Genomic DNA, 22,758 nt, shown 5'->3' on the forward strand with positions numbered 1-22,758 from the left:
TTTTTAAACAGCGTCTTTTATACAAGATCTTCTTCTTCTTCTTCTTCTTCTTCTTCTTCTTCTTCAACCTAATCTGTTACTAATCATACAGACAAATAAATGCATTTAGCGGAAAGGGAATCATTAGGCAACGCTCAAAAAAACAGCCTTTATGTTAAAGTTAGAGATGCTTCACCAAACAACTTTAAGTAAATAAGCTGAATGGAACATTTGATGATTTCAGAAGATGTAATTAGAATTACTATAGAATCTATATGGTGAATTTATAGTGAAGATAGGTTATTCATGCTCCGATGAAAAAGATAGTTACGCTGTTTTTATTTATGAAGTTTAAAGTATAGTGGCTTTTCTAGTTCTTAAATATTTGAATTTACTAACTGGTAAACACTTGCATGTAAGTAGAAAATTGTTCATTTTCACCTAAATAAGAATGAAACAAAGAGGACTTTAATTTTCTATTTATACACCTAAATGTAATGGTATGAAGAAAGTTTTTTAAACTTTAATAGGAAGTTCTATAAGCGTTTCAACTCCCAGGCCATCTTCTTTATTTCGCATGATGAAGCTGTGAGAGTCTCCGTATAAATTATAAAGACGTTCTTTGAGATTCGATAATCCAACCCCACTATTGATAAGTTCTTGAGTGTCTTGAGTTATTTGTTTTCCATTGTTTTCCACCTTCAGTAAAACATGGCCATTTTTTTTAAGTACAGCTATTTTTATTTCAAGATCTGTATGGTCATAGGAATAACCGTGTTTAATAGAATTTTCTACAATTGGTTGAAGAATCATCGCTGGAATATTAACATTCATTAAATCTGGATCTATTTCTTTCTCGATAGTTAAATGATCTGAAAATCGAACATTTACAATGTTTAAAAAATATTCTAAAACCGTAAGTTCTTTATGTAATGTGATAAATTTCGCATCACTGTTGTACAGGATTTCTCTCAAAAAGTCACTTAAATCGGCTATTGTATCTTTAGCAAGTTTGGTATCGATTTCTACTAAGCTAGAAATGCTGTTTAGGGTATTGAATAAGAAATGAGGTTGTAACTGAGAAGTGAGCATTTGCATTCTGGTATTTAATAATTGCGCTTCTAATAAGCCTCTTTTTTCCTCTACTTCCCGAATTTGATCTATATAATAATAAACATATATAATTAGGATCATGGCGAAATAGATTAGAAAATTGAGATCTACAACATGCATAAAACTAGTAACGTTATCTCTCCAATTTAGATCGTTTAAACTAAGTTCTCCCATTAATACACTATAAAAAATAACCACGATTCTTATTATAACGCCTATAAATATGGAAAGCAATAAATGCAATAAAAAGATATTTTTCCAGGGCACTTTTTTAACGATTAATCTTTTAGTGCTAATAGCAATTAAAGACATAAAAGCAATCACTATAACCCAGTCTACCAAGTACCCGTGAATAATGATTTCCCACATGCTATACTTAACTTCTTTATACACATAAGCACGCATATAAAGCGTTTTGGAAATAAAAACGATATAAAAGAGGGTGTAGAAAGCCGCTAGCAATAAAATTAATCTGCCATCTATATATTTTTTCTTAAAGTGTAATAAATTCATTTTAAATTCCTAGTTGAAGTAAAAAATCCTTTTTATTGGATTTACTTACCCTAATTAATTTATTGTCTTTCATTCTCACATCCAGTTCAGAATAATCTGAGTGAACTATTTCTTGAATATAATTGATGTTTACTATGGCTGATCTATGAATTCTGAAGAAGATTTTCTGATTCAATACTTTGATTAATTTCTTCAATGATTCTCTTAAAACATACTTGTTTTCTTCGGTATAGATTTCTGCATAATATCCTGAAGCACATATGTATTTTATTTTTGAAGGGTCTAATAAGATAGTGCGATGTCCTTGTTTTACAGGCAATCTACTGGCCGCTTCTTTAGCTTCCTTTTTTTCTTCATTCAATTTAAAAAACTCCTTCATCTTCTTCTCAAAATTGAGATCGATCTCCGGTTGACTTAGATTAAGTAATTTATCGATGGTTTTATAAAAACGCTCATCTCGATATGGTTTCAGAAGAAAATCGAATGCCTCAAAATCGAATGCTTTTAGTGCATAATGATCATATGCAGTAACGAATACAATAATAGGTTTAGGTGTGATCGTTACGTTTTGCAACACCTCAAAACCATTCATGTCTTTCATGTTAATGTCCAGAAATACAAGATCTGGTTTAAGCTCATTAATCCTTTGTATAGCTGTCTTCCCGTTGGAACATTCTTCTATTACCGTAATTTTTTCTACGGTTGTTAGGAGGTTTAAAATTCGTTTTCGAGCTAATGTTTCGTCATCTACTATAAGTGCTTTCATGATTTTGCAGAATTAACATCTACTGCAATTTAATCAATTATTAGTTTTAATTTGAGATAGTGGTGGCCTTTCACTTCAGCATACTGGAGTTTCAATGCAGTAAGAGGATAGCTTGAATATTTATATTAGGCGCTCACTTATATTCCTTGAATCTGTTGACCTGAAGAGTTCTTGGAAAAAAATAATTATGAATTGAAGCGCGGTGATATTTCTACGTTAGAAATAATTGTTGAAAAAAGTAAATATTAGTGAGCAATACTTCTCTTTAAATAATTTGTAGGTACCGTCCCCGTAAACTTTTTAAAGGCTTTATAAAAAGAAACTTTGTTATTAAATCCACATTGATAAGCAGTTTCTGTAATATTTAATTCTACTCTAGGATTTTCTAATATTTTAACCGCTTCTTCCACACGGTGTTTATTAATAAAATCATAGAAACCCATGTTAAAATGCTCATTTATAATTTGAGACATATGGTGTTTAGAAACCCCTATCGCTTGAGAAAGATCATTCAAGGTGAGATCGTTATTGATGAAGGGCTTATCTGCTTCCATATAGTTTAGCAGTTTTTGCTTGTAGTCTATAGATAAAGATTTTGATAACCCGGACTTTTCATACTTTTTAATTAATAAGACTTCAGATAAAGTTCTACCATTAAATATTTCCGGATGCATATATCCAAAAAAAAGTAGTAAGGATCACAAAAATTATCATCGCAAAGGTTAATGCAATATCGTACTCCTTAATAATTATATTTAGGTAGGATAAAACATAATAAGAGGCCCATGAAATGGAGAAAAAAAGAAAACAAATGCAAATTACCCGAATCCAATTATTCACGCGTTTGTTGGAAACGGAATGCTCTTTAAAATAGGCATATGTAAAAAGCCCATACATTAAAAGCACTAGGCTCAATAAATAGGCAACAATATTAGGTGCTATTGGGAAATAGGTATCCAGCATATTTTGAGAATTGAGAAGATCCCGAAGTTCTAATGGCAATAAATAATATTGAGTAAAAAGAATGAATACCACAAATGTTGGGATAAGATGGAGTAAAACTTCTTTCCATTTTATTAAACTCTTGAGCAGCATTCGCTTTACATAGAAATAAAACAAGGGTCCATACAGCGAAAGCGGTATAAAATAAACAAAGTTTAATCTTCTAGTGAGATCCAAATGGGATCCAGTCCAATATAATACATTATAAAATATATTGAAAGAAAAAAGGAGTAAGAAGACACTCCAGATAAGATTAGCTGTTTTATCCCCCTTTTTATGAAAAAGGAGCATTAAAGCCATAAAAAGTGCTTGAATAGAAAAAGCTGCTGCTATTACTTCCCAAATATTCATCATTTCTTAAATTTTTAAAATTTAATACTGATAACTTGAGTAGAATTATTGAAATTATAGCAGGGTGTTCGTAAATCTAACTGGTTAAAATTAGGAATTTAAATTTACTCTACCATTTTTAAAAGCAATTTAATTTAAATAAATTACTGATAATCGGTTAGTTACTGTGTTTTGATTATATCTGGGGGTCTGTTGGATTTAACTGCCAAAGGGTTCTGTGTATTTAGATCCATAATCCGTAAATCTACTTCGGGAATCTCGTAAACCTAGATAAGTGTTAACATTTTCTTTAGGATTATTCGCTTCATTTACTTCAGCAAATTATATAATGGCAGGCAGGAATAGCGTTCTATACTGCACCAATGATCATCGTTGTTATTCTTACAGAGATGTTCATTACTGATTTGTTTTCTTATTTGAACTGATATTTGAATTAGCCAAAAAAATATCTCTTCTGCCTGCCATTTATAACTGCTTTCACTCAAATTAATTTGTATAATCTTAATTTATGAAAGTAAAAAATTACTTAATGTTAGTGGTATTTATGTTTTTTGGGGTAACATTAACCTTAGCACAGGAAAAAATGGTAACAGGAACCGTCTCAAATGAGGAAGGTTTACCATTGCCCGGAGTAAATCATTAAAAGTAATTACCTATGGAGCAACAGCACCAAGCGGCACAGTAACAGATAGTATCAATTTTACTGCAGTATTTTCTGATGTTCCAGATGACGTTTGGACATATACAGGTTATAGAAGAACAGGATTTTTAGAGGATGAGTAATTAACTAACAATTAATCAATAAAACATAAAGAAAAAACTACATTAGCATTAATAAGCCCGGTATGAAAAATTGAATTTCATACCGGGCTTCATTATTATGCTGAAAAAAATTAGTCTTTGTCCCACCAGACTCCAACGCTAATTGGTTGTAACACTTTACTAACCTCTTCGCCATTTCTCGTTTGTTCTGTAGATGGATATTGTGCTCTTCGAACCCACTCACCATTTAAAGTTTCGTTATGGTTAAATGGTAATTCTAACCCTACAAAGACATTAGGATCAAAATCATACCTTCTTAAGTCAACGAAAGATTCCGGGTTTAGAAAGGTAGCGATATATTTTTCTCGCATTATCAAAGCAAGTGTGAGATTATCTGCTCCTACGCCTACCGAAGTATCCATTAAATAGCTACACTCTCTACGCCAGAAACTCCTAATTTATCCATGTTGGCCTGAATTCCTTCTAAATATGCATTATAAGCTTCAGCAGTGCTTCCCACAGAAGTTGGAGTCCCACCATTTTGAAGAAATAAGGCTTCAGCTTCAATAAACTTTAATTCGGCATAACTTCCCATAATGATCGGGGCAGTTTGAGAAGAATAAAAGTTATCTGCTCCAAAATCTGTATTTGCGCTAATATTAGGATCATCCTCTGTTGCTCCAAATTCATGAACTCCACCGGTTCCATTTAAAGCTCCTAAGTATTCGGTATCATTTTCACCAATTGTAGTAATAAGCGGCAATCTTGGATCTATATCTATAGATGAAAATGGAATGGCTGAACCATCCATTAAACTTACTGTTTGATCTGAAAGTAGTACTGAGAAATTCCCTGTATTGTTTGGCAATACAACCCCGGCATACCACGGATTAAAATTTCTTGTGTTATAATTTAGTTGAAAATCATCTGCATTGTTCGTAAATGAACTAGCAGCATTAGCTAATGCTTGGGTGATAGCTGTGTTCTGATCTATTTCAGTTAAATGAATAGCATACCTAGCTTTTAAAAAATAAGCTGCTTTCTTCCATTTTGAAAGATCTCCATTATAGATGAGGTCTTCTTCTCCCACACTAGAAGTTCCTGTAGCATCAAAAATAGCGATTGCTTCATCTAGTAATGTATTGATTTGATTGTATACAGATTCCTGAGAATCAAAAGATGGAGTAAAATCTTCTTCTCCCATTGTGGCCTGAGAGGCAGGGATATCTCCCCACTGGTCTGTTGCCAAGCCTAGGTTTATTGCTTGTAGTACCTTTGCAATTCCAACATATGCATTGTTAGCATCATTATCTACTAAAGATATAAGTGCATTCAGGTCTGGTAGCGTTTCAGCATAAATAAGATTCCATGCTTGGGTTAATTGAGTTTCCTCATGAGTATCTGCACTAGGCTCAAAATATGAAGCAATTTGTTGGGAATATTGAGTGATTCCTAAGGCAACATTATAAAAGGCACTTGATGTATTTACTATAGCTGTAGATAATAAATCTTTAGGTTCCAGATTTTCCAACAACTCTTTGTTAGGGTCTAGATTATCTCCAAGATAATCATCACAAGAATATATCGCAGTAACTGATAGTAGTAAGAGTATGATATTTTTTATAGTTTTCATTTTCTAAAAATTTAAATTAATACCAAATAAGTAACTTCTTGTATTTGGAATATTCAATCCGGTAAATCCATAAGCATTGGTTCCAGCACTAAATTGACTTCCTTCCGGATCGTAGCCCCTAAAAGGAGTGTCTATCCAAAGATTTGTTCCTGTAAAACTTAGTGTAAAACTATTTATGAATGTTGGTTCTAATAGTTTTTGAGACAGGTCGTAGGATAAGGTTACATTTCTTAACCTCCACCAAGAAGCATCTTGAACAAGTATTTCTGAAGCTCTATTATAAATTGAAGAGCTTCGATAGTAATCTTCTGTAATTACCACCGGAATATTGTTTGGAGATCCATCTTCTAGAACTCCTTCTAAGACAATTTCTTCATCTCTAAACTCAGTAATTTTTAAATTCCCGTTTCTTATACCATTACGTTGCCCAGAATCATAAAGATCTCCACCTTCTTTTCTTTCTAATAAAAAAGATAAAGCAAGGCCTTGGTATTTAATGCTACTACCAATACTACCTGTCCAGTCTGGTAATGCATTTCCAACTTTTACTCTGTCAGATGGATTATCTGCAACAACTCTTGGAAAACCATCTTCTTGGATTATTCTATTTCCGTTTTCATCACGTTCCCATACATAACCGAAAAGGTCGCCCGGAGCACCTCCAACTTCTAATTTAGAGATCACACCCGCAAAACCGCTATCAGCAAAAATTATTTCATCTATTCCTTCCGGAAGGGATAATACTTCAGCATCTACTGTAGAAAAGTTTAATGTGATATCCCAGTTAAAATCATCGGTTTTTATAGGTACAATATTTACTAAGGCTTCAAAACCTTTATTTTCTATCTCACCGGCATTCAGCACAAAAGTGTCGAATCCTGACGACTGTGCCACAGGAACCGGTAATATTTGATCTTTACTCTTTTGTATATAATAAGTAAGGTCAAAACTCAACCTGTTTTCAAAAAACTTAAGCTCTGTACCAAATTCCAAAGCAGAAGTGCGCTCAGGTTTTAATTGATTGGAACCTCCTTCTCGATCCCTTGAAAACCCATCTACAGTTCCAAATGGGAAATTATTCGGATTATCATAATAAACACCTACATACGGTGGTGCATCTTTTCCAACTTCGGCATAGGAAGCTCTTAATTTAGCATAGGTTATAAATTCCGGTAAACTTTCTGAATCTCTTAAGGTTTGAGATAGTACATAACTTAGATTGAAAGATGGATAAAAGAAGCTTCTATTTTCCTTGGGTAGCGTAGAAGACCAGTCGTTTCTTCCGGTAATGTTTAGGTATAAGGTGTTTTTGTAGTCCAACCGTAAGTCCCCAAACAACCCAACTATTTTTCTTTCTGTCCCACCTTCATCGGTAAAAAAATTGGTAGCTTCCTCAAAAGAACCCAAGTTATCAGGGTTTAATCCTTCTGCACGATTAGTAAGTCGTCTCGTCTCGATATCAGAAATTTGATTTCCTACTAAGAGACTTCCAGAAAAGTCTTCATTAAATTCATGAGAGAGTGTTACAAATAAATTTGAGGTAAGTTCATTGTAATTTAGGCCTTCTTGCACTATAAATCCTTCTGTAGCAGAACCAGGATCTATATCTGGCGGAACGAATCTTCGCCTGGAATCGTGGTAATTATCTATACCAATTTGATACTGTACACTAGCCCAATCTGTAAATTCATATTTAAACTGAGTATTAGCTAGAATTCGATTTACCTGGCTGTCCAAATAACTCACTTCAGCAAAATACCTTGGATTATCTACCACTCCAGCGGTATAATTTCGTTCATTTCCATTGGGTAATAAATAATCGTTCACATCAAAAGTAGGAGTCCAGTAGGACAGAGAACTCATTATAGATTTATCTCCTCCATTGGGCAATCTCCCTTCAGATCTTATGTAAGAAATGGAAGGATCTATTGTAAACTTATTTGTGATATTTATAGAACCAGAGAGTTTGAGCGAAGTTCTGTCAAAATCTGTATTTGGCACTATACCTTTGTCGTCCAATCTGGAAAGAGATCCAAAATACGTATAACTTTCCCCACCGCCACTTGCACTAAAGGAATTATTGAAAGTAAGGCCTGTTCTAAAGAAATCGCGGAAGTTATCATAGATAGGTTCCCCAGCAGCATACTCCGGCCCCAGACTCCAAAACCCGAAAGTTCTTCCATCGTTATAATCATAGCCGTCAGGAGCATTATCGTTGGGAATAGAAACAATTTCTCCACCTCGACCTTCTCTCCATTTGGTTTGTACTTCTGGAACCACGCTTACTTCGTTTACACCTAAGGAAGTTTTAAAATTATATTGAGTTTCTCCACTTTTTCCTTTTTTAGTGGTTATAAGTACCACCCCATTTGCGGCTCTTAAACCATAAAGTGCTGTAGCCGCTGGGCCTTTTAGGATAGAAACACTTTCTATATCGTTAGGGTTTATATCTGCCCCTCTGTTGGTGAATGAAAATTGTTCTGCACTAGAAGGAGCATTAGAACCCGTACTTGGTAATAAACTTCCCGTTGGTGCCTCATTACTAATTGGAATCCCATCTACTACAAACAAGGGCTGATTGTTGGCATTTGGATTAAGAGAGGTAATACCTCGAATAATAATGCTGGAACCCGCTCCTGCGGCACCACTACTTGCATTAATATTAACCCCTGCAACTTTACCTTGAAGTCCACCCAATACATCGGTATTATTATTTCGGGTTAGCTCTTCGTTCCCGACTTCTTGGACGGCATAACCTACGGATCGTTTTTCTTTTTTAATACCAAATGCCGTTACAACAGCTTCATTTAATTGCTCGATATCGTCTACCAAAACAACATCTATCGTGGAGCTATTGCCAACGGTGACATTTTGTGTACGCATACCGATAAATGTAAATTTTAAAGTATTACCCTCTTGGGCAGTAATAGAGTACTCTCCATTAAAATTTGTAGTTGTTCCTTTATTGGTTTCAACAACAACTATGGTTACCCCAGGAAGTAGCGTTCCATTTAGGTCGGTGACTTTTCCTGTAATAATCTGTCCATAAGAAATAGCACAAAATAAAAGAATTAGTCCAGTAATAATTTTTCTCATAATTTATTGAATTTTGGTTGGTAAAAATTTCAGTAAAATTGATTGGCAAAATTAAAATGCTGAAAATCCTGTCATACAATATGTTGTACAGCAGTCATCTATTTAATTTATGTAGGGTAGGATGTTACTAAGTAACTTAGTATTCTAAAAGTAGTAAGAATTTTTGAATTGTCTTTTTTCTTGAAGTTTCTATTATAAATAAACCTATGAGTTTAAGCGAAACAGAGTTTGAATATGATCTTTTTAATCACTTAATAAAGACATGTGAAGGTTACAAATCTCTTTATCAAAATAAAAATTATTATCTTTTTAAATATAAAATCTTCAGAAAAACCGACTTCAAATTATTGAATTCATAATTATAATTGATGTCAATATTCAATCGTTAATTTCCACTTAATTATTTGCTGCTAGACCTTTAATTATAATGAAAAATAGTAGTTTTAGGCAGCATATAATAAAAATTAGAATTAGCGATTTATGGAGACTAAAAGAAATTACGTAATAGATTTTGATAGCACTTTTACTCAGGTAGAAGCTCTAGATATTTTAGGTGAAATCTCCTTAAATGGTGATGCGAATAAAGATAAGAAGTTAGAGGAGTTAAAATCTCTTACAGATCGTGGAATGGAAGGAGGCTTATCTTTTAGAGAATCGCTTGTTGAACGACTAAAATTATTGAATGCGAAAAAAGAGCATCTTGCACCACTTGTGGAAACCTTAAAAACTAGAATTTCCACCTCCTTTGTTAGAAATGAAGCTTTTCTTACAGATAATAAAGAAGATATCTACATAATTTCTAACGGCTTCAAAGAATTTATAATCCCAATTGTAGAAGAGCTCGGACTAAAGGCGTCAAATGTTTTTGCCAACGATTTTGTGTTTGATGATGCGGATAATATTATTGGATTCAATAAGGATAATGTGCTGTCTTCTAATAACGGCAAGGTAGAGCAACTAAAATCTATGGATCTACAAGGAGATGTTTATGTAATTGGTGATGGCTACACAGATTATGAAATTAAGGCTGCCGGTCTGGCCAATAAATTTTATGCTTTTACGGAAAATGTAGAACGGGATAGTGTATTGCAAAAAGCCGATCATATAACCCCTAGTCTTGATGAATTTCTTTATGTGCATAAAATGAATAAAGCTATTTCGTATCCTAAAAACAGAATTAAAGTGATGCTTTTGGAAAATATCCACCCAGATGCATTAAAAATATTGAAAAACGAAGGCTATAACGTATCTATTTATACCGGGGCGATGGACGAGGAAGAATTATCTGAAAGGATAAAGGATGTCTCAGTTCTGGGGATTCGGTCTAAAACTCAGCTTACCAAAAAAGTACTAGATAACGCAAATAGATTGATTGCAGTCGGTGCCTTTTGTATAGGAACCAATCAAATAGATCTGGAAGAATGTCTTAAAAAAGGAGTGGCTGTTTTTAATGCGCCTTTCAGCAATACAAGGTCTGTAGTAGAATTGGCGATAGGGGAGATTATTCTCTTAATGCGTAATCTCCCGGATAAGATCTCTAAAATGCATGACGGGAACTGGGATAAATCTGCCAGTAATAGTTTTGAAATTCGCGGAAAAAAACTAGGAATCGTTGGTTATGGAAATATTGGTTCTCAACTCTCTATTCTTGCGGAAGCTATTGGTTTCGATGTTTATTACTATGACCTTACTGAGAAATTGGCCTTAGGTAATGCCACGAAATGTAGTAGTATGGAAGAATTACTGAAGAAATCTGACATTGTAAGCTTGCATGTGGACGGAAGAAAAGAGAATAAAAATCTTATTTCTGAAAAACAGTTTCAGCAAATGAAGGATGGTGTGATATTCTTGAATTTAAGCAGAGGACATGTGGTGGAGATTGAAGCACTTCAACAAAATATAAAATCCGGAAAGGTTAGGGGAGCTGGAGTGGATGTTTTTCCAGAGGAACCTAAAACGAATAACGACACTTTCGAGTCGGCTCTTAGAAATTTACCAAATGTAATTTTAACTCCGCATATTGGAGGAAGTACAGAAGAAGCACAGGTAAATATCGGGAATTTTGTTCCCGGAAAAATAATAGATTATATAAATACAGGTGGAACAACTAATTCGGTGAACTTTCCGAATCTACAACTACCTATTTTAGAGAACGCTCACAGATTGATTCATATTCACTTAAATCGACCTGGAATCATTGCCAAAATCAATAAAATATTGGCGGCCCACGATATAAATATTGTTGGACAATATCTAAAGACCAACGAGACTATTGGGTATGTAATTACTGATATAGATAAGGCGTATGATACAGAGGTTATTAAGGAACTAAAGAAGATAGAGCACACTATTAAGTTTAGAGTGCTTTATTAATAGTAATAAAAATATTTTTTTTGTTTGTAAAGTATCCTAAATTGAAAAAGGACGTCATTCTGAACTTGTTTCAGAATCTCATTACAATGTAAATCAATACAATATTAAGACCCTGAAATAAATTCAGGGTGACGAGAGAACTATTAGTATAAAAAACGGATATACATATATAAATTATCTATTCTGAATGACTGATGATAACGCCTTAAGAAAATATTCTGAAAAATACCAATTCCTACATGTTCCGGGGATTGGAGATTCTGGGGAAACTCATTGGCATACTAACTGGGAAAATTCTTTTCCGGATATCATAAGAGTAATTCAGCAAGATTGGGAATGTCCAGATAAGAATTCATGGGTGGAAAATTTATACTCATACATTCAAAAATATGCCGAGAAACCTATTATTTTGATTTCTCATAGCCTTGGTGGGGGTGCTATAATCCATGCCGATCATTTAAATAAACTAAATGGTGTAAAAGGTGTTTTTATGGTTGCATTACCAGATATAGAACGTGATGATTTTCCAAAAGATTGCTCTGGATTTATACCTATGCCGAAAACTAAGTTATCTGTTCCGGGATTGATGGTATCGAGCCAAAATGATGAATGGTGTGATATAGAAGTTGCTGAAGAATGGTCTGGAAGGTTACAGATTCCTTTGATAAACATTGGAGATAAACAGCATATCTGCCAAGCCGAAGAATTTAAAACCTGGGAAGCCGGTAAGAAATTACTAGTACAGTTTCTAGATTCTATAGAAAGTTGTTAGAAAAGAAATCCGAAATCAAATTTATTGTTTCGAAAAAAAAGTCATTTTAAAATGCTTTTTAGGTTCTAAATCACAAGCTGTTTTTCTATCTTATAAATCCATTAAAAAGCCCTAATTTTGCAGCCTAATAAAAGTTAAAGTCGATATGGGCAATATAGTAGCCATTGTGGGAAGACCAAACGTAGGTAAATCCACTTTTTTTAACCGATTAATCCAACGCCGCGAGGCGATTGTAGACTCGGTAAGTGGGGTAACCCGAGACCGTCATTATGGTAAATCCGACTGGAATGGTCAAGTATTCTCCCTTATTGATACCGGTGGATATGTAAAGGGTAGTGATGATGTTTTTGAATCGGAAATCGATAAACAAGTAATCCTTGCTATTGAAGAGGCAGATGCCATTATCTTCATGGTAGACGTAGAGTCTGGAATTACCGGAATGGATGAGGATGTGGCTAATTTGCTTAGAAAACAAGATAAGCCGGTATTGTTAGCGGTTAATAAAGTAGATAATTCCAAACGACTGGAAAATGCAGTCGAATTCTATAATTTAGGTTTAGGTGAATTTTATCCAATTGCTAGTACTAGTGGAAGTGGAACAGGAGAGTTATTGGATGCTCTTGTGGAAGTATTGCCGGAAGTTGAAGATGAAGAAGAATCTGAATTGCCACGTTTTGCAGTAGTTGGAAGACCAAATGCAGGGAAATCTTCATTTATAAACGCACTTATTGGAGAAGAAAGATACATTGTAACCGATGTTGCTGGAACTACAAGAGATTCAATAGATACAAAATATAATAGATACGGATTTGAATTTAATCTGGTTGATACTGCCGGAATTAGAAGAAAATCGAAGGTAAAGGAAGATCTGGAATTTTATTCGGTAATGAGATCTGTTCGTGCTATTGAAAATTGTGATGTGTGTCTAATTGTTTTAGATGCAACCAGAGGTTTTGATGGTCAAGTACAAAATATTTTCTGGCTTGCACAACGAAACAGAAAAGGGATCGTGATCTTGGTTAATAAATGGGATTTGGTTGAAGACAAGGAAACCAATACCATGAAAGAATACGAACGCAGAATAAGAAAGGAAATAGAACCTTTTACAGATGTGCCAATTATATTTATTTCTGTATTAACTAAGCAAAGAATTTTCAAGGCGATAGAAACAGCTGTTGAAGTATTTAAAAACAGAAGCAAGAAAATTAAAACAAGCGAGCTAAATGAGCGCATGTTGCCAATTATAGAAAGTTATTCTCCACCGGCATGGAAAGGAAAGTATGTAAAGATTAAGTTCTGTATGCAGTTACCAACTCCGCAGCCTCAATTTGCATTTTTCTGTAACCTGCCTCAATATGTAAGAGATCCCTACAAGCGTTATTTAGAAAATAAACTAAGAGAAGAGTATGATTTTAAAGGAGTGCCGGTATCGGTTTACTTCAGAAAGAAATAATTCCCTCGTCGAGGGTTTAAACATAAAAAATCCCAGGAGAATTCATTCTCTTGGGATTTTTTTATTTCTGGTCACCCTGAACTTGTTTCAGGGTCTTATTTAATTAACGTAAAAATTAAACTACAACAGTAGATTTTTTAATTTCACTCACTACTCACTACTCACTACTCACTACTCACTACTCACTACTCACTACTCACTACTCACTACTCACTACTCACTACTCACTGTAACATTACCAGCTTCCACCGGCACCACCACCACCAAAGCCTCCGCCGCCGAAGCCACCACCAAAGCCGCCTCCGCCGCCAAAACTTCCTCCTCCGGAACCACCACCAAAGCCACCTCTTCCAAGGCTGCTTAAAATGATAGCATCTAATAAAGTGCTTCCCATTCCGCCTCTGCTGCCAGGTCCGCCTTTATTGTTTCGATTCTTTTTGGCCAATGAAATAAGGAAAATCACAAAGAAGATTCCCATTATTATTAGATTCATGGGAATGCCAGTAGATTTATTTTCTCGTACAGGAGAACCTTGAAAAGTACCGTTTAATACTTCAAAAATTGCTGTAGTTCCTTGATCTAAACCTCCATAAAAGTTTCCATTTTTAAAATCCGGCAGAATAATATTTTCAATAATATCTTTTGTTGTGAAATCGGTTAAATATTCTTCTAAGCCATAACCGGTTGTAATCCATATTTTTCGATCTGCTTTGGAAAGCAGAATCAACAATCCATTATCTTCTTTTGCTTGCCCAATTCCCCATTCCTGAGCCCATTTTGGAGCATATAACCCAATATATTCCCCGTTTAAGGATTCTATAGTTGCAATTACAATTTGAGTGGAAGTAGTGTCTGCGTAATTAATTAGTTTCTGTTCTAATAGTTGCTCTTCAGAAGGAGTTAACATATCAGCAGAATCATAAACACTGGTTTCCTTTTTGGGTTTAGGCGGAACATCCAATTGTGCGACAGCATCAATTGAAAATGACAGTAATAATAAAAGAGTTATTAGAAACGAAAATTTAGAATTCAGCATTTATCCTTTAGATATTGTATTGGAAAGTTCATTAGTATCATCTTCGTTCCAAGGAAAATGTTTTTGTAATTCTTTTCCGGCTTTTAAGATACCATCTATCAAACCTTGTTTAAAATTACCTGCCTTAAATTGAGCTACAATAGCATCTTTCGTGGTCTCCCAAAAATCTGTTGGAACTACATTGTTAATTCCGCTATCGCCATAGATCACAAAATCGCGATCTTCAACAGCCACATAAATAAGGACTCCATTCTCTTCTTTAGTGTTATCCATCTTTAGCAGATGAAAAACTTCCATGGAGCGCTCAAAAATATCTGTAGCTCCATGGGTTTTTTCTATATGTACTCTTATTTCGCCTGAAGTAGCTTTTTCTGCCAGACGTATCGCTTCAACAATTTCCTCTTCTTCTTGTTTGGTCAAAAAATCTTCTACTTTACTCATTTTAAGATCTATTTAAAATCGAAATCTACATCTGGAGCATCCTCAGAACCTGCGTCTGCTTCATACCTCACCATTTGGTCAAATCCAAACCAACCTGCAAAAATAGAATTCGGGAATTGTCTTATGTATTTATTAAATTCAGTAACAGCTGCATTATAGCGATCTCTGGCAACATTAATTCTATTCTCTGTTCCTTCTAATTGGGATTGTAATTGAAAGAAATTTTGATTCGCTTTTAAGTCAGGATAACGTTCAACGGTTACTAAAAGCCTTGATAATGCTGAAGATACTCCACTTTGTGCCTGTTGGAACTGAGCCATTTGCTCTGGAGTAATGTTGGTTGGATCTACAGTAACTTGAGTCGCTTTAGATCTTGCTTCTATAACATCTGTAAGAGTTCCTCTTTCGAAATCTGCTGCTCCTTGTACTGTTTTTACCAAGTTTCCAATAAGATCGTTTCTTCGTTGGTAAGAACTTTCTACATTAGACCAAGTTTCTCTAGCATCTTCCTGCTTTACAATTGCTGTGTTGTTAAATCCTACAGTGGTACTGTAAATAATAATACCTAAGACAATAATTGCAATTGTCGGGATAAGCCATTTTTTCATGTTATAGTTGGTTTTTGATTTTTGTTAGTTCAGACTTGATAGTCTGTAGTTTTCTTATAATTTCAAAGTTACTAAGAGTTTTCTTCTTTTCTTCCTTTAAATGAATTTTTGCGCCTTCTAAGGTAAAACCACGCTCCTTTACCAGGTGGTAAATAAGTTCAAGATTTTTAATATCCTGTGGAGTGAATAATCGATTGCCCTTTGCATTTTTCTTTGGTTTCAGCGCATCGAACTCCTTTTCCCAGAATCTTATAAGTGAAGTGTTCACTCCAAAAGCTTCAGCAACTTCGCCAATAGCATAATATCTTTTTTCCGGTAAGTCTATATGCATTAATCCAGAGATTGGTTTTCTTGTTGCGCTTTAATAAGTACTTGGTCAAATTCTTCAGGAGAAAGGTTTCCATAGTAAAAGTTAATTGGGTTTATACGATCTTCATTCATAAAGATCTCGTAGTGTAAATGCGGTGCTTCAGACCTACCTGTACTGCCTACAAACCCAATAACATCTCCACGCTTTACCCTTTGCCCTTTTCGAACATTATATTTATAAAGATGAGCATATAAGCTAGTATACCCATATCCATGATCTATTCTTATATGATTTCCATATCCTGTAGATCTATTGTCTGCACGTTCTACACGACCATCTCCGGTAGCATAAACCGGTGTGCCCCTAGGCGAGGTGAAGTCCATTCCATAGTGGAATTTTTTCACTTTTGTAAAAGGGTCATTTCTCCACCCGTACCCAGAAGCAATACGCTTTAAATTTTCATTTTTCACCGGTTGGATTGCAGGAATGGCAGCTAATAATTGTTCTTTTTCTTCAGCAAGCTCGGCAATTTCATCTAAGGATTTAGATTGTACCACAATTTGCTTGGAAAGAATGTCCATTCTACGGTTAGTTTCTGTAATTAATTTAGAGTTATCGTATCCCTCTAAATTTTTATAACGGTTAATCCCTCCAAAGCCTGCTTTGCGTTGTTCTTCTGGAATTGGATTTGCTTCAAAATACAATCTATAGATGTTATTATCTCTATCCTCTACATTGGCCAGAACATTCTCAATCTGATCCATTTTTTTGTTGACAATATTGTACTGCAATTGCATATTCTGCAATTCTCTTTTAAGAGCCATTTCTTTGGGAGTCTCAATTTGTGGAATATTAAGGTAGATCACCAATAAAATAAAACCAGCGAGAAAGGCTCCGGCAATCCCAATAAGGGCAAAACCAAATTTTCTTCCACTTTTATGTTCTATTTTTTTATATGAAAGTGTGTCACTATCGTAATAATATTTAACCTTCGACATATATTAAAATTATGCTATTTTTGCGGGTATATAATCATGCAAAAACTATGCAATGGGTAATGAGTAACGAACAAATATAAAAATTGTTTTCTCACCTTCCAATTAATTAATTATTTGACTTTTTTCAGCATATGAATTCTCAAGAGATACGTTCTAAATACCTCGAATTTTTTAAATCTAAATCCCATGAAATTGTTGCTTCTGCTCCAATGGTCATTAAGGACGATCCAACCTTGATGTTTACCAACGCTGGAATGAACCAATTTAAGGAATATTTTCTAGGAAATACCGTGCCAAAGCATAATAGAGTTACAGATACTCAAAAATGCCTTAGGGTTAGTGGAAAACATAACGATCTAGAGGAAGTGGGGATGGATACCTACCATCATACCATGTTCGAGATGTTAGGGAATTGGAGTTTTGGCGATTATTTTAAGTCTGAAGCCATTCATTGGGCTTGGGAACTCTTAACGGAGGTTTTTAAAGTGAATAAAGATATTTTATATGTGTCTGTTTTTGAAGGATCTACAGATGGAGATAATCTTGGATTAGATCAGGAAGCACTAGATCTTTGGAAAGAAATTGTTCCTGAAGAACGAATTATCTACGGAAACAAAAAAGATAATTTTTGGGAAATGGGAGATCAGGGGCCCTGTGGACCATGTTCCGAAATGCATGTAGATTTAAGAAGCGAAGAAGAAAAAGCAGCTGTTCCTGGAAGAGACCTTGTAAATGCAGATCATCCACTGGTGGTCGAAATTTGGAATCTTGTTTTTATGGAATTTAACCGAAAAGCAGACGGATCCTTAGAAAAATTACCAGCCCAGCATGTAGATACAGGAATGGGATTCGAGCGCTTATGCATGGTGCTTCAAGATAAGAAGTCCAACTACGATACCGATGTTTTTACTCCATTAATTGAGAGAATAGAAAAAGTAACTACTTGCAAATATGGCAATTCAGAAAAAACTGATATCGCTATTAGAGTAATTGCAGATCATATACGTGCAGTATCTTTTTCAATCGCAGATGGTCAATTACCAAGTAATACCGGAGCAGGATATGTTATTAGACGAATTTTAAGGAGAGCTATCCGCTACGGATTTACTTTCCTAAATACCAAAGAGCCATTTATCCATAAATTGGTTGCTACGTTAAGCGATCAGATGGGAGAAGCGTTCCCGGAATTAAAATCTCAAAAATCGTTAATAGAAAATGTTATTAGAGAAGAAGAGCAGTCCTTTTTAAGAACTTTAGATCAAGGACTTATATTGCTGGAAAAGATAATTGAAGAAACTGATGGCAAAATGGTTTCAGGAAAAAAAGCATTCGAACTTTTTGACACTTTTGGTTTTCCAATAGATCTTACGGCACTTATTTTAAGAGAACGTGGTTATAATTTAGATGAAAACGAATTTAATGCTGAATTAAAACAGCAAAAAGATAGATCCAGAGCTGCATCTGTAGTTACAGCAGGAGACTGGATTGTTCGTGGGAAAGAAGATGCTAATCCATTTGTTGGATACGATGTTATAGAGTCACCTGTAGAAATTACCAGGTATAGAAAAGTAGAGAGTAAGAAGGACGGTCAATTATTTCAAATAGTATTAAATAAAACTCCTTTCTATCCGGAAGGTGGTGGACAAGTTGGAGATAAAGGAGTTCTTTTAAGTCTGGATGCTGAAAAGATTGAAGTTGTAGATACTAAAAAAGAGAATAACTTAATTATCCATTTTACTAAAACCTTACCTAAAGACTTGTCTGGTTTATTAATGGCGAAGGTAGACGTTACTAAAAGAAGAAGAACAGAAGCTAATCATTCTGCAACCCATTTATTGCATCAGGCATTAAGGCATGTGCTTGGAACCCATGTAGCACAAAAGGGTTCTATGGTGAATCATGAATATTTAAGATTCGATTTTTCCCATTTCAGCAAGCTTACTTCAGAAGAATTAATGAAGGTGGAGCATTTTGTAAACGCAAGGATTCAAGAACAAATTATATTAAACGAGCAACGTAATTTAACTTATGATGAAGCTATAGATCAAGGAGCGATTGCTTTATTTGGAGAAAAATACGGAGATTCTGTAAGAGCTGTGAAATTTGGAAGCTCCATGGAGCTATGTGGTGGTACCCATGTAAAAAACACAGGTGAGATCTGGTATTTTAAAATTGTTTCCGAAGGTGCAGTTGCTGCAGGAATTAGAAGGATAGAAGCCATTACGGGAGATGCTGTTAAGTCTTACTTCACAGAGCAAACGGCAGTTTTGAATGAGATTTCAGCAGAATTAAAGAATACCAATAATCCTTTAAAAGCAATTCAGAATATCCAAGAAGAAAATGCTAGTTTAAAGAAACAACTTGATGCTTTATTAAGAGAAAAGGCAAAGGATCTTAAGGGAGAATTGCAAAAAGAATTAACTGAAATTGATGGAATTTCTTTTTTAGCTAAAAAAGTAGACTTAGATGCCGGCGGAATTAAAGATCTTGCATTTCAGTTAGGTGAAAATAACGACAATTTATTTCTATTATTGGCTGCAGAAAATGATGGGAAAGCTTTATTGTCTTGTTACATTTCCAAGGAGTTGGTAAAGAAGAAGAATTTAGATGCAGGAAAGGTTGTTCGAGAATTGGGGAAATATATTCAAGGTGGCGGTGGAGGCCAAGCATTCTTTGCAACTGCCGGAGGTAAGAATCCGCAAGGAATTGCAGAAGCTCTAGAAAACGCTAAGAGTTTTGTAGGATAAAAGCTTTCATATAATAGGAGCAGAGATACAAGAAAAATGAAATTCAGCACATCTGTACCCATATTAGATCAAAAGCCTAAAATAGATCATACTTCCAAGATCTTATTATTAGGATCTTGTTTTGTTGAAAATATTGGAGAAAAGCTGGATTATTTTCAGTTTCAGAATCTTAGAAACCCGTTTGGGATTTTTTACCACCCGGAAGCAATCGGTAATTTTATTGAAAAAGTTGCAGGAGATTATAGTTATGAAGAAGACGATGTGTTTTTTCATAATGAACAATGGCACTGTTTTGATGCTCATTCTTGTATGAATTCCTCTAGTAAAGAAGAATTACTATTTCAATTAAATGATGGTATACAAAAAGCGCGTACTTTTATTAAAAATGCTACTCATATTATATTCACATTTGGCACTTCTTGGCATTATAAAGAGTTGAAAACCGATAGATCTGTCGCTAATTGTCACAAAATAGAGCAGAAAAACTTTAAAAAAGAACTACTATCGGTTAAAAAAAATGAGATTGTTTTTAACAATGTATTGCAAAGGTTATTAACAATAAATCCTGAAGTTAAATTGATATTTACGGTTTCTCCCGTACGACATCTTAAAGATGGCTTTATTGAAAACCAACAAAGTAAGGCGCACTTGATCGCGGCAATTCATAATTTTATAGCAAGCCAGAAAAATGTAAATACAGAAGCATGTTTCTACTTTCCAGCTTATGAGATTATGCTGGATGAATTAAGAGATTATAGATTTTATTCGGAAGACATGGTTCATCCCAATTCTTTGGCTATAGACTATATATGGTCACGTTTCACAGAAGCTTGGGTATCAAAAAAAGCTTCAGAAAAATTTAAATCTATCGAAACTATTCATCGAGGTTTAGGCCACAAACCCTTCAATAAAAATTCAGAAAAGCATCAAGAGTTTTTAAGAGATTTGGAAAAAAAAAATTCTCGATTTAAAAGATAAAATTCCTACAGCGAATTTTAAAAATTCTTTTAAATAATTCAATTCTTGGAGAAAAATTGTACGGGATATTATGCATTTAACGCTTAAACGGAATTGTTAATAACTCGATGATAAGTTGAATTCTAAATCCTTGACTCTTAAAATTTTAACGAGAAAATTTATATTTATTTCTTGTTTCAAATATATTTTTTTGTAAATTTATTTAAGTTTTGAAAGCAAAATCATTCTTCACATTGTGAACTTTGATTTCAATTTAAAACTTAGTTTCTAAAATTTGTTGGGGTAGATTTTAGAATTATTAGCTAATGGACGGGTGGGGCCGTCCATTAGTTTTTTTATGCCATTTCTTCACTTTTATTTAACTAAGTACCACTTAAACATATTTGTATCTTGCATCAAAAGTTTTTGATATGAGAAAGGTTTTACTTGTGGTGGTTTTAGTAATCATTGGGTTTATTGCCTACCAATACTTCGATAATAAGCAGAAGGACAGAGATCAATTAATTGAAAGCACCGATTTGATACAAAAGCAAATCAAGAATGTTGGAAAATTAGTGGTTACAGAAGGGAATTTTGCGCAGGTATTCTCTTATAAAGATTCTAAGAAATTCTATTTAGATGTACTTTCTGCTCGAAAAAAAGCATTGATTATTGTAAATGCAGATGTAAGTATCGCTTACGATCTTAGTAAGCTTAAAACCGAAATCAATCCCGAGACCAAGACTGTTACTATCACTTTTATTCCCGAAGAAGAAATTTCTATAAATCCTAATATCCAATATTACGATGTAACTCAGGATTACCTAAATCAGTTTGAAGCAGAGGATTATAATAGTATTCAGAAGCGAATACAAAAGTCCTTACGAACGAAAATAGAAAAGTCGAATCTTAAGTCTAATGCAAAAAATAGATTGATTAGCGAGCTTCAAAAAATATATATTTTGACCAATACTATGGGATGGACGTTGGAATATAATGGTAACAAAATTGAAAGTTCGGACGCGATGGAAGCCTTAAAAATTTAATTTTATCTTTTCAATGCATTAGCTTCACTTGAAGAAGTTGAGTTCCTTGTTCTAATTCGTGAACTACGCTCACCGCTGTTGGTAACTTTCACTTCTTCTACTTTTTCTTCGGGCATAGAATTCGGCATAGGAGTTTTACTTACCGGCGCATCCCATACAATTTTCCAATCTCCATCAATATTTTCCCAAAGCACTACATAATTACCTTCATCCTTAAATGCAGGCATGGGAGCATTTTCATTAGGGGAGAAATTTAAAACATATTCCCCACGCTCTACTGCTATTGCGCCGCAAACTTTTACTTCCTGGGCTTCAATCTTAAAATCCCAGTTTCCATACCCAACATTTTCTTTCCAGGACTTTTTAAATTGATTCATGCCTTCCATGGGCTCTTGGTGCGGTGGCATTTGTATTACATTTTCGGCAAAGATCGTAGCTGCGGAATCTATATTTCCCTCTTTAAGCCAAATTTCTAATTGATCGTTTTTCTTATCAATTATTTTTCGAACATCTTTTGGATCTTCGCTACTTGAAATTTCTTTATTTTCATTTGGTTGTTGACAGTTCCAAAGTAGTAAAATGCACAACGCAAATAAGACACGAAAAAAGATTGAACTTTTCATAGTTACAAGTATTAATTACTATTCAGTAAAAATTTTTCGGGGAAAATCTATTGGGAAAGGGAATGTAATTATCAGCTATCTAAGCTGATAAAGTATAAATTTAAGAATTTTAATTAAATACCATTAAAATTTCTACTAAAAAAAATCCTATCAATCATTTAATTAATAGGATTTATGGA

At 34.3% G+C, this 22,758-nt stretch carries 21 protein-coding genes; 8 read left to right on the top strand and 13 right to left on the bottom strand.

The window, feature by feature from the left end; translation table 11 throughout:
- Window positions 1–495 precede the first annotated feature (495 nt).
- The 4 genes from ON07_RS10990 to ON07_RS11005 all read right to left on the bottom strand — a co-directional run bounded on the left by ON07_RS10990 (window position 496) and on the right by ON07_RS11005 (window position 3,727).
- Window positions 496–1,605 carry a sensor histidine kinase gene (locus ON07_RS10990; RefSeq protein ID WP_010231290.1) on the bottom strand — a complete coding sequence of 370 codons (1,110 nt, stop codon included), beginning with the start codon at window positions 1,603–1,605 and terminating at the stop codon, window positions 496–498.
- A gap of 1 nt (window position 1,606) precedes the next feature.
- Entirely contained in the window at window positions 1,607–2,371 is a 765-nt protein-coding gene (locus tag ON07_RS10995) for a LytR/AlgR family response regulator transcription factor (protein ID WP_010231292.1), read from the bottom strand.
- A 245-nt stretch (window positions 2,372–2,616) separates the two neighbouring features.
- Window positions 2,617–3,045 (bottom strand): helix-turn-helix domain-containing protein, encoded by a 429-nt coding sequence (locus ON07_RS11000; RefSeq protein WP_010231296.1) that lies wholly within the window; start codon window positions 3,043–3,045, stop codon window positions 2,617–2,619.
- Entirely contained in the window at window positions 3,026–3,727 is a 702-nt protein-coding gene (locus ON07_RS11005; RefSeq protein WP_033445091.1) for a hypothetical protein, read from the bottom strand. The genes ON07_RS11000 and ON07_RS11005 overlap by 20 nt, the downstream gene beginning before the upstream one ends.
- 505 nt (window positions 3,728–4,232) lie before the next feature.
- Between ON07_RS11005 and ON07_RS17480 the strand changes: the two genes are divergently transcribed.
- On the top strand, window positions 4,233–4,367 hold the full coding sequence (locus ON07_RS17480) for a hypothetical protein (protein ID WP_010231301.1): 135 nt from the start codon (window positions 4,233–4,235) through the stop codon (window positions 4,365–4,367).
- Between the two features lie 5 nt (window positions 4,368–4,372).
- Entirely contained in the window at window positions 4,373–4,507 is a 135-nt protein-coding gene (locus ON07_RS17960) for a lipid-binding protein (RefSeq protein ID WP_394330133.1), read from the top strand.
- 110 nt (window positions 4,508–4,617) lie between these two features.
- Here ON07_RS17960 and ON07_RS11010 read toward each other — a convergent pair whose 3' ends face one another.
- Genes ON07_RS11010 through ON07_RS11020 form a run of 3 tightly spaced genes read right to left on the bottom strand, consistent with a single transcriptional unit; the run spans window position 4,618 to window position 9,215 of the window.
- On the bottom strand, window positions 4,618–4,908 hold the full coding sequence (locus tag ON07_RS11010) for a SusD/RagB family nutrient-binding outer membrane lipoprotein (RefSeq protein WP_029331850.1): 291 nt from the start codon (window positions 4,906–4,908) through the stop codon (window positions 4,618–4,620).
- Entirely contained in the window at window positions 4,908–6,119 is a 1,212-nt protein-coding gene (locus ON07_RS11015; RefSeq protein ID WP_029331851.1) for a SusD/RagB family nutrient-binding outer membrane lipoprotein, read from the bottom strand. The genes ON07_RS11010 and ON07_RS11015 overlap by 1 nt, the downstream gene beginning before the upstream one ends.
- A gap of 3 nt (window positions 6,120–6,122) precedes the next feature.
- Window positions 6,123–9,215, bottom strand: a complete 3,093-nt coding sequence (locus ON07_RS11020) for a SusC/RagA family TonB-linked outer membrane protein (RefSeq protein ID WP_010231303.1) — start codon at window positions 9,213–9,215, stop codon at window positions 6,123–6,125.
- A gap of 480 nt (window positions 9,216–9,695) precedes the next feature.
- On the opposite strand from ON07_RS11020, the gene serA reads away from it, so the two are divergent.
- From serA to der, 3 genes are all read left to right on the top strand, one after another.
- Entirely contained in the window at window positions 9,696–11,588 is a 1,893-nt protein-coding gene (gene serA / locus ON07_RS11025) for a phosphoglycerate dehydrogenase (RefSeq protein WP_010231305.1), read from the top strand.
- A 187-nt stretch (window positions 11,589–11,775) separates the two neighbouring features.
- Window positions 11,776–12,360 carry an RBBP9/YdeN family alpha/beta hydrolase gene (locus ON07_RS11030; protein ID WP_010231306.1) on the top strand — a complete coding sequence of 195 codons (585 nt, stop codon included), beginning with the start codon at window positions 11,776–11,778 and terminating at the stop codon, window positions 12,358–12,360.
- Window positions 12,361–12,505: 145 nt separating this feature from the next.
- Window positions 12,506–13,813 (top strand): ribosome biogenesis GTPase Der, encoded by a 1,308-nt coding sequence (gene der / locus ON07_RS11035; RefSeq protein ID WP_010231308.1) that lies wholly within the window; start codon window positions 12,506–12,508, stop codon window positions 13,811–13,813.
- A 235-nt stretch (window positions 13,814–14,048) separates the two neighbouring features.
- Here the strand turns inward: der and ON07_RS11040 are convergent, their stop codons facing one another.
- The 5 genes from ON07_RS11040 to ON07_RS11060 are packed head-to-tail and all read right to left on the bottom strand — an operon-like array spanning window position 14,049 to window position 17,206.
- A complete protein-coding gene (locus tag ON07_RS11040) occupies window positions 14,049–14,849 on the bottom strand; it encodes a TPM domain-containing protein (protein WP_010231310.1) in 801 nt (266 codons plus the stop codon).
- The gene (locus ON07_RS11045) at window positions 14,850–15,290 is read right to left on the bottom strand and encodes a TPM domain-containing protein (protein WP_010231312.1); all 441 of its coding nucleotides are present in this window, start codon (window positions 15,288–15,290) and stop codon (window positions 14,850–14,852) included.
- An 8-nt stretch (window positions 15,291–15,298) separates the two neighbouring features.
- The gene (locus ON07_RS11050; RefSeq protein WP_010231314.1) at window positions 15,299–15,898 is read right to left on the bottom strand and encodes a LemA family protein; all 600 of its coding nucleotides are present in this window, start codon (window positions 15,896–15,898) and stop codon (window positions 15,299–15,301) included.
- Window position 15,899: 1 nt separating this feature from the next.
- The gene (locus tag ON07_RS11055; protein ID WP_010231316.1) at window positions 15,900–16,229 is read right to left on the bottom strand and encodes a MerR family transcriptional regulator; all 330 of its coding nucleotides are present in this window, start codon (window positions 16,227–16,229) and stop codon (window positions 15,900–15,902) included.
- On the bottom strand, window positions 16,229–17,206 hold the full coding sequence (locus ON07_RS11060) for a M23 family metallopeptidase (protein WP_010231317.1): 978 nt from the start codon (window positions 17,204–17,206) through the stop codon (window positions 16,229–16,231). Before ON07_RS11060 ends, ON07_RS11055 begins: the two co-directional genes overlap by 1 nt.
- Window positions 17,207–17,337: 131 nt before the next feature.
- Between ON07_RS11060 and alaS the strand changes: the two genes are divergently transcribed.
- From alaS to ON07_RS11075, 3 genes are all read left to right on the top strand, one after another.
- Window positions 17,338–19,953, top strand: a complete 2,616-nt coding sequence (gene alaS, locus ON07_RS11065; RefSeq protein WP_010231318.1) for an alanine--tRNA ligase — start codon at window positions 17,338–17,340, stop codon at window positions 19,951–19,953.
- A gap of 36 nt (window positions 19,954–19,989) precedes the next feature.
- Window positions 19,990–20,931, top strand: coding sequence for a GSCFA domain-containing protein (locus ON07_RS11070; protein WP_010231320.1), 942 nt, complete (start codon window positions 19,990–19,992; stop codon window positions 20,929–20,931).
- Window positions 20,932–21,341: 410 nt separating this feature from the next.
- Entirely contained in the window at window positions 21,342–21,956 is a 615-nt protein-coding gene (locus tag ON07_RS11075) for a DUF4230 domain-containing protein (RefSeq protein ID WP_029331852.1), read from the top strand.
- Window positions 21,957–21,958: 2 nt separating this feature from the next.
- On the opposite strand, the gene ON07_RS11080 is transcribed toward ON07_RS11075, so the two are convergent.
- A complete protein-coding gene (locus tag ON07_RS11080; protein ID WP_010231324.1) occupies window positions 21,959–22,579 on the bottom strand; it encodes a YybH family protein in 621 nt (206 codons plus the stop codon).
- Window positions 22,580–22,758 lie beyond the last annotated feature (179 nt).

The sequence above is a fragment of the Gillisia marina genome, assembly GCF_000258765.1.
Classification (GTDB): Bacteria; Bacteroidota; Bacteroidia; order Flavobacteriales; family Flavobacteriaceae; genus Gillisia; species Gillisia marina.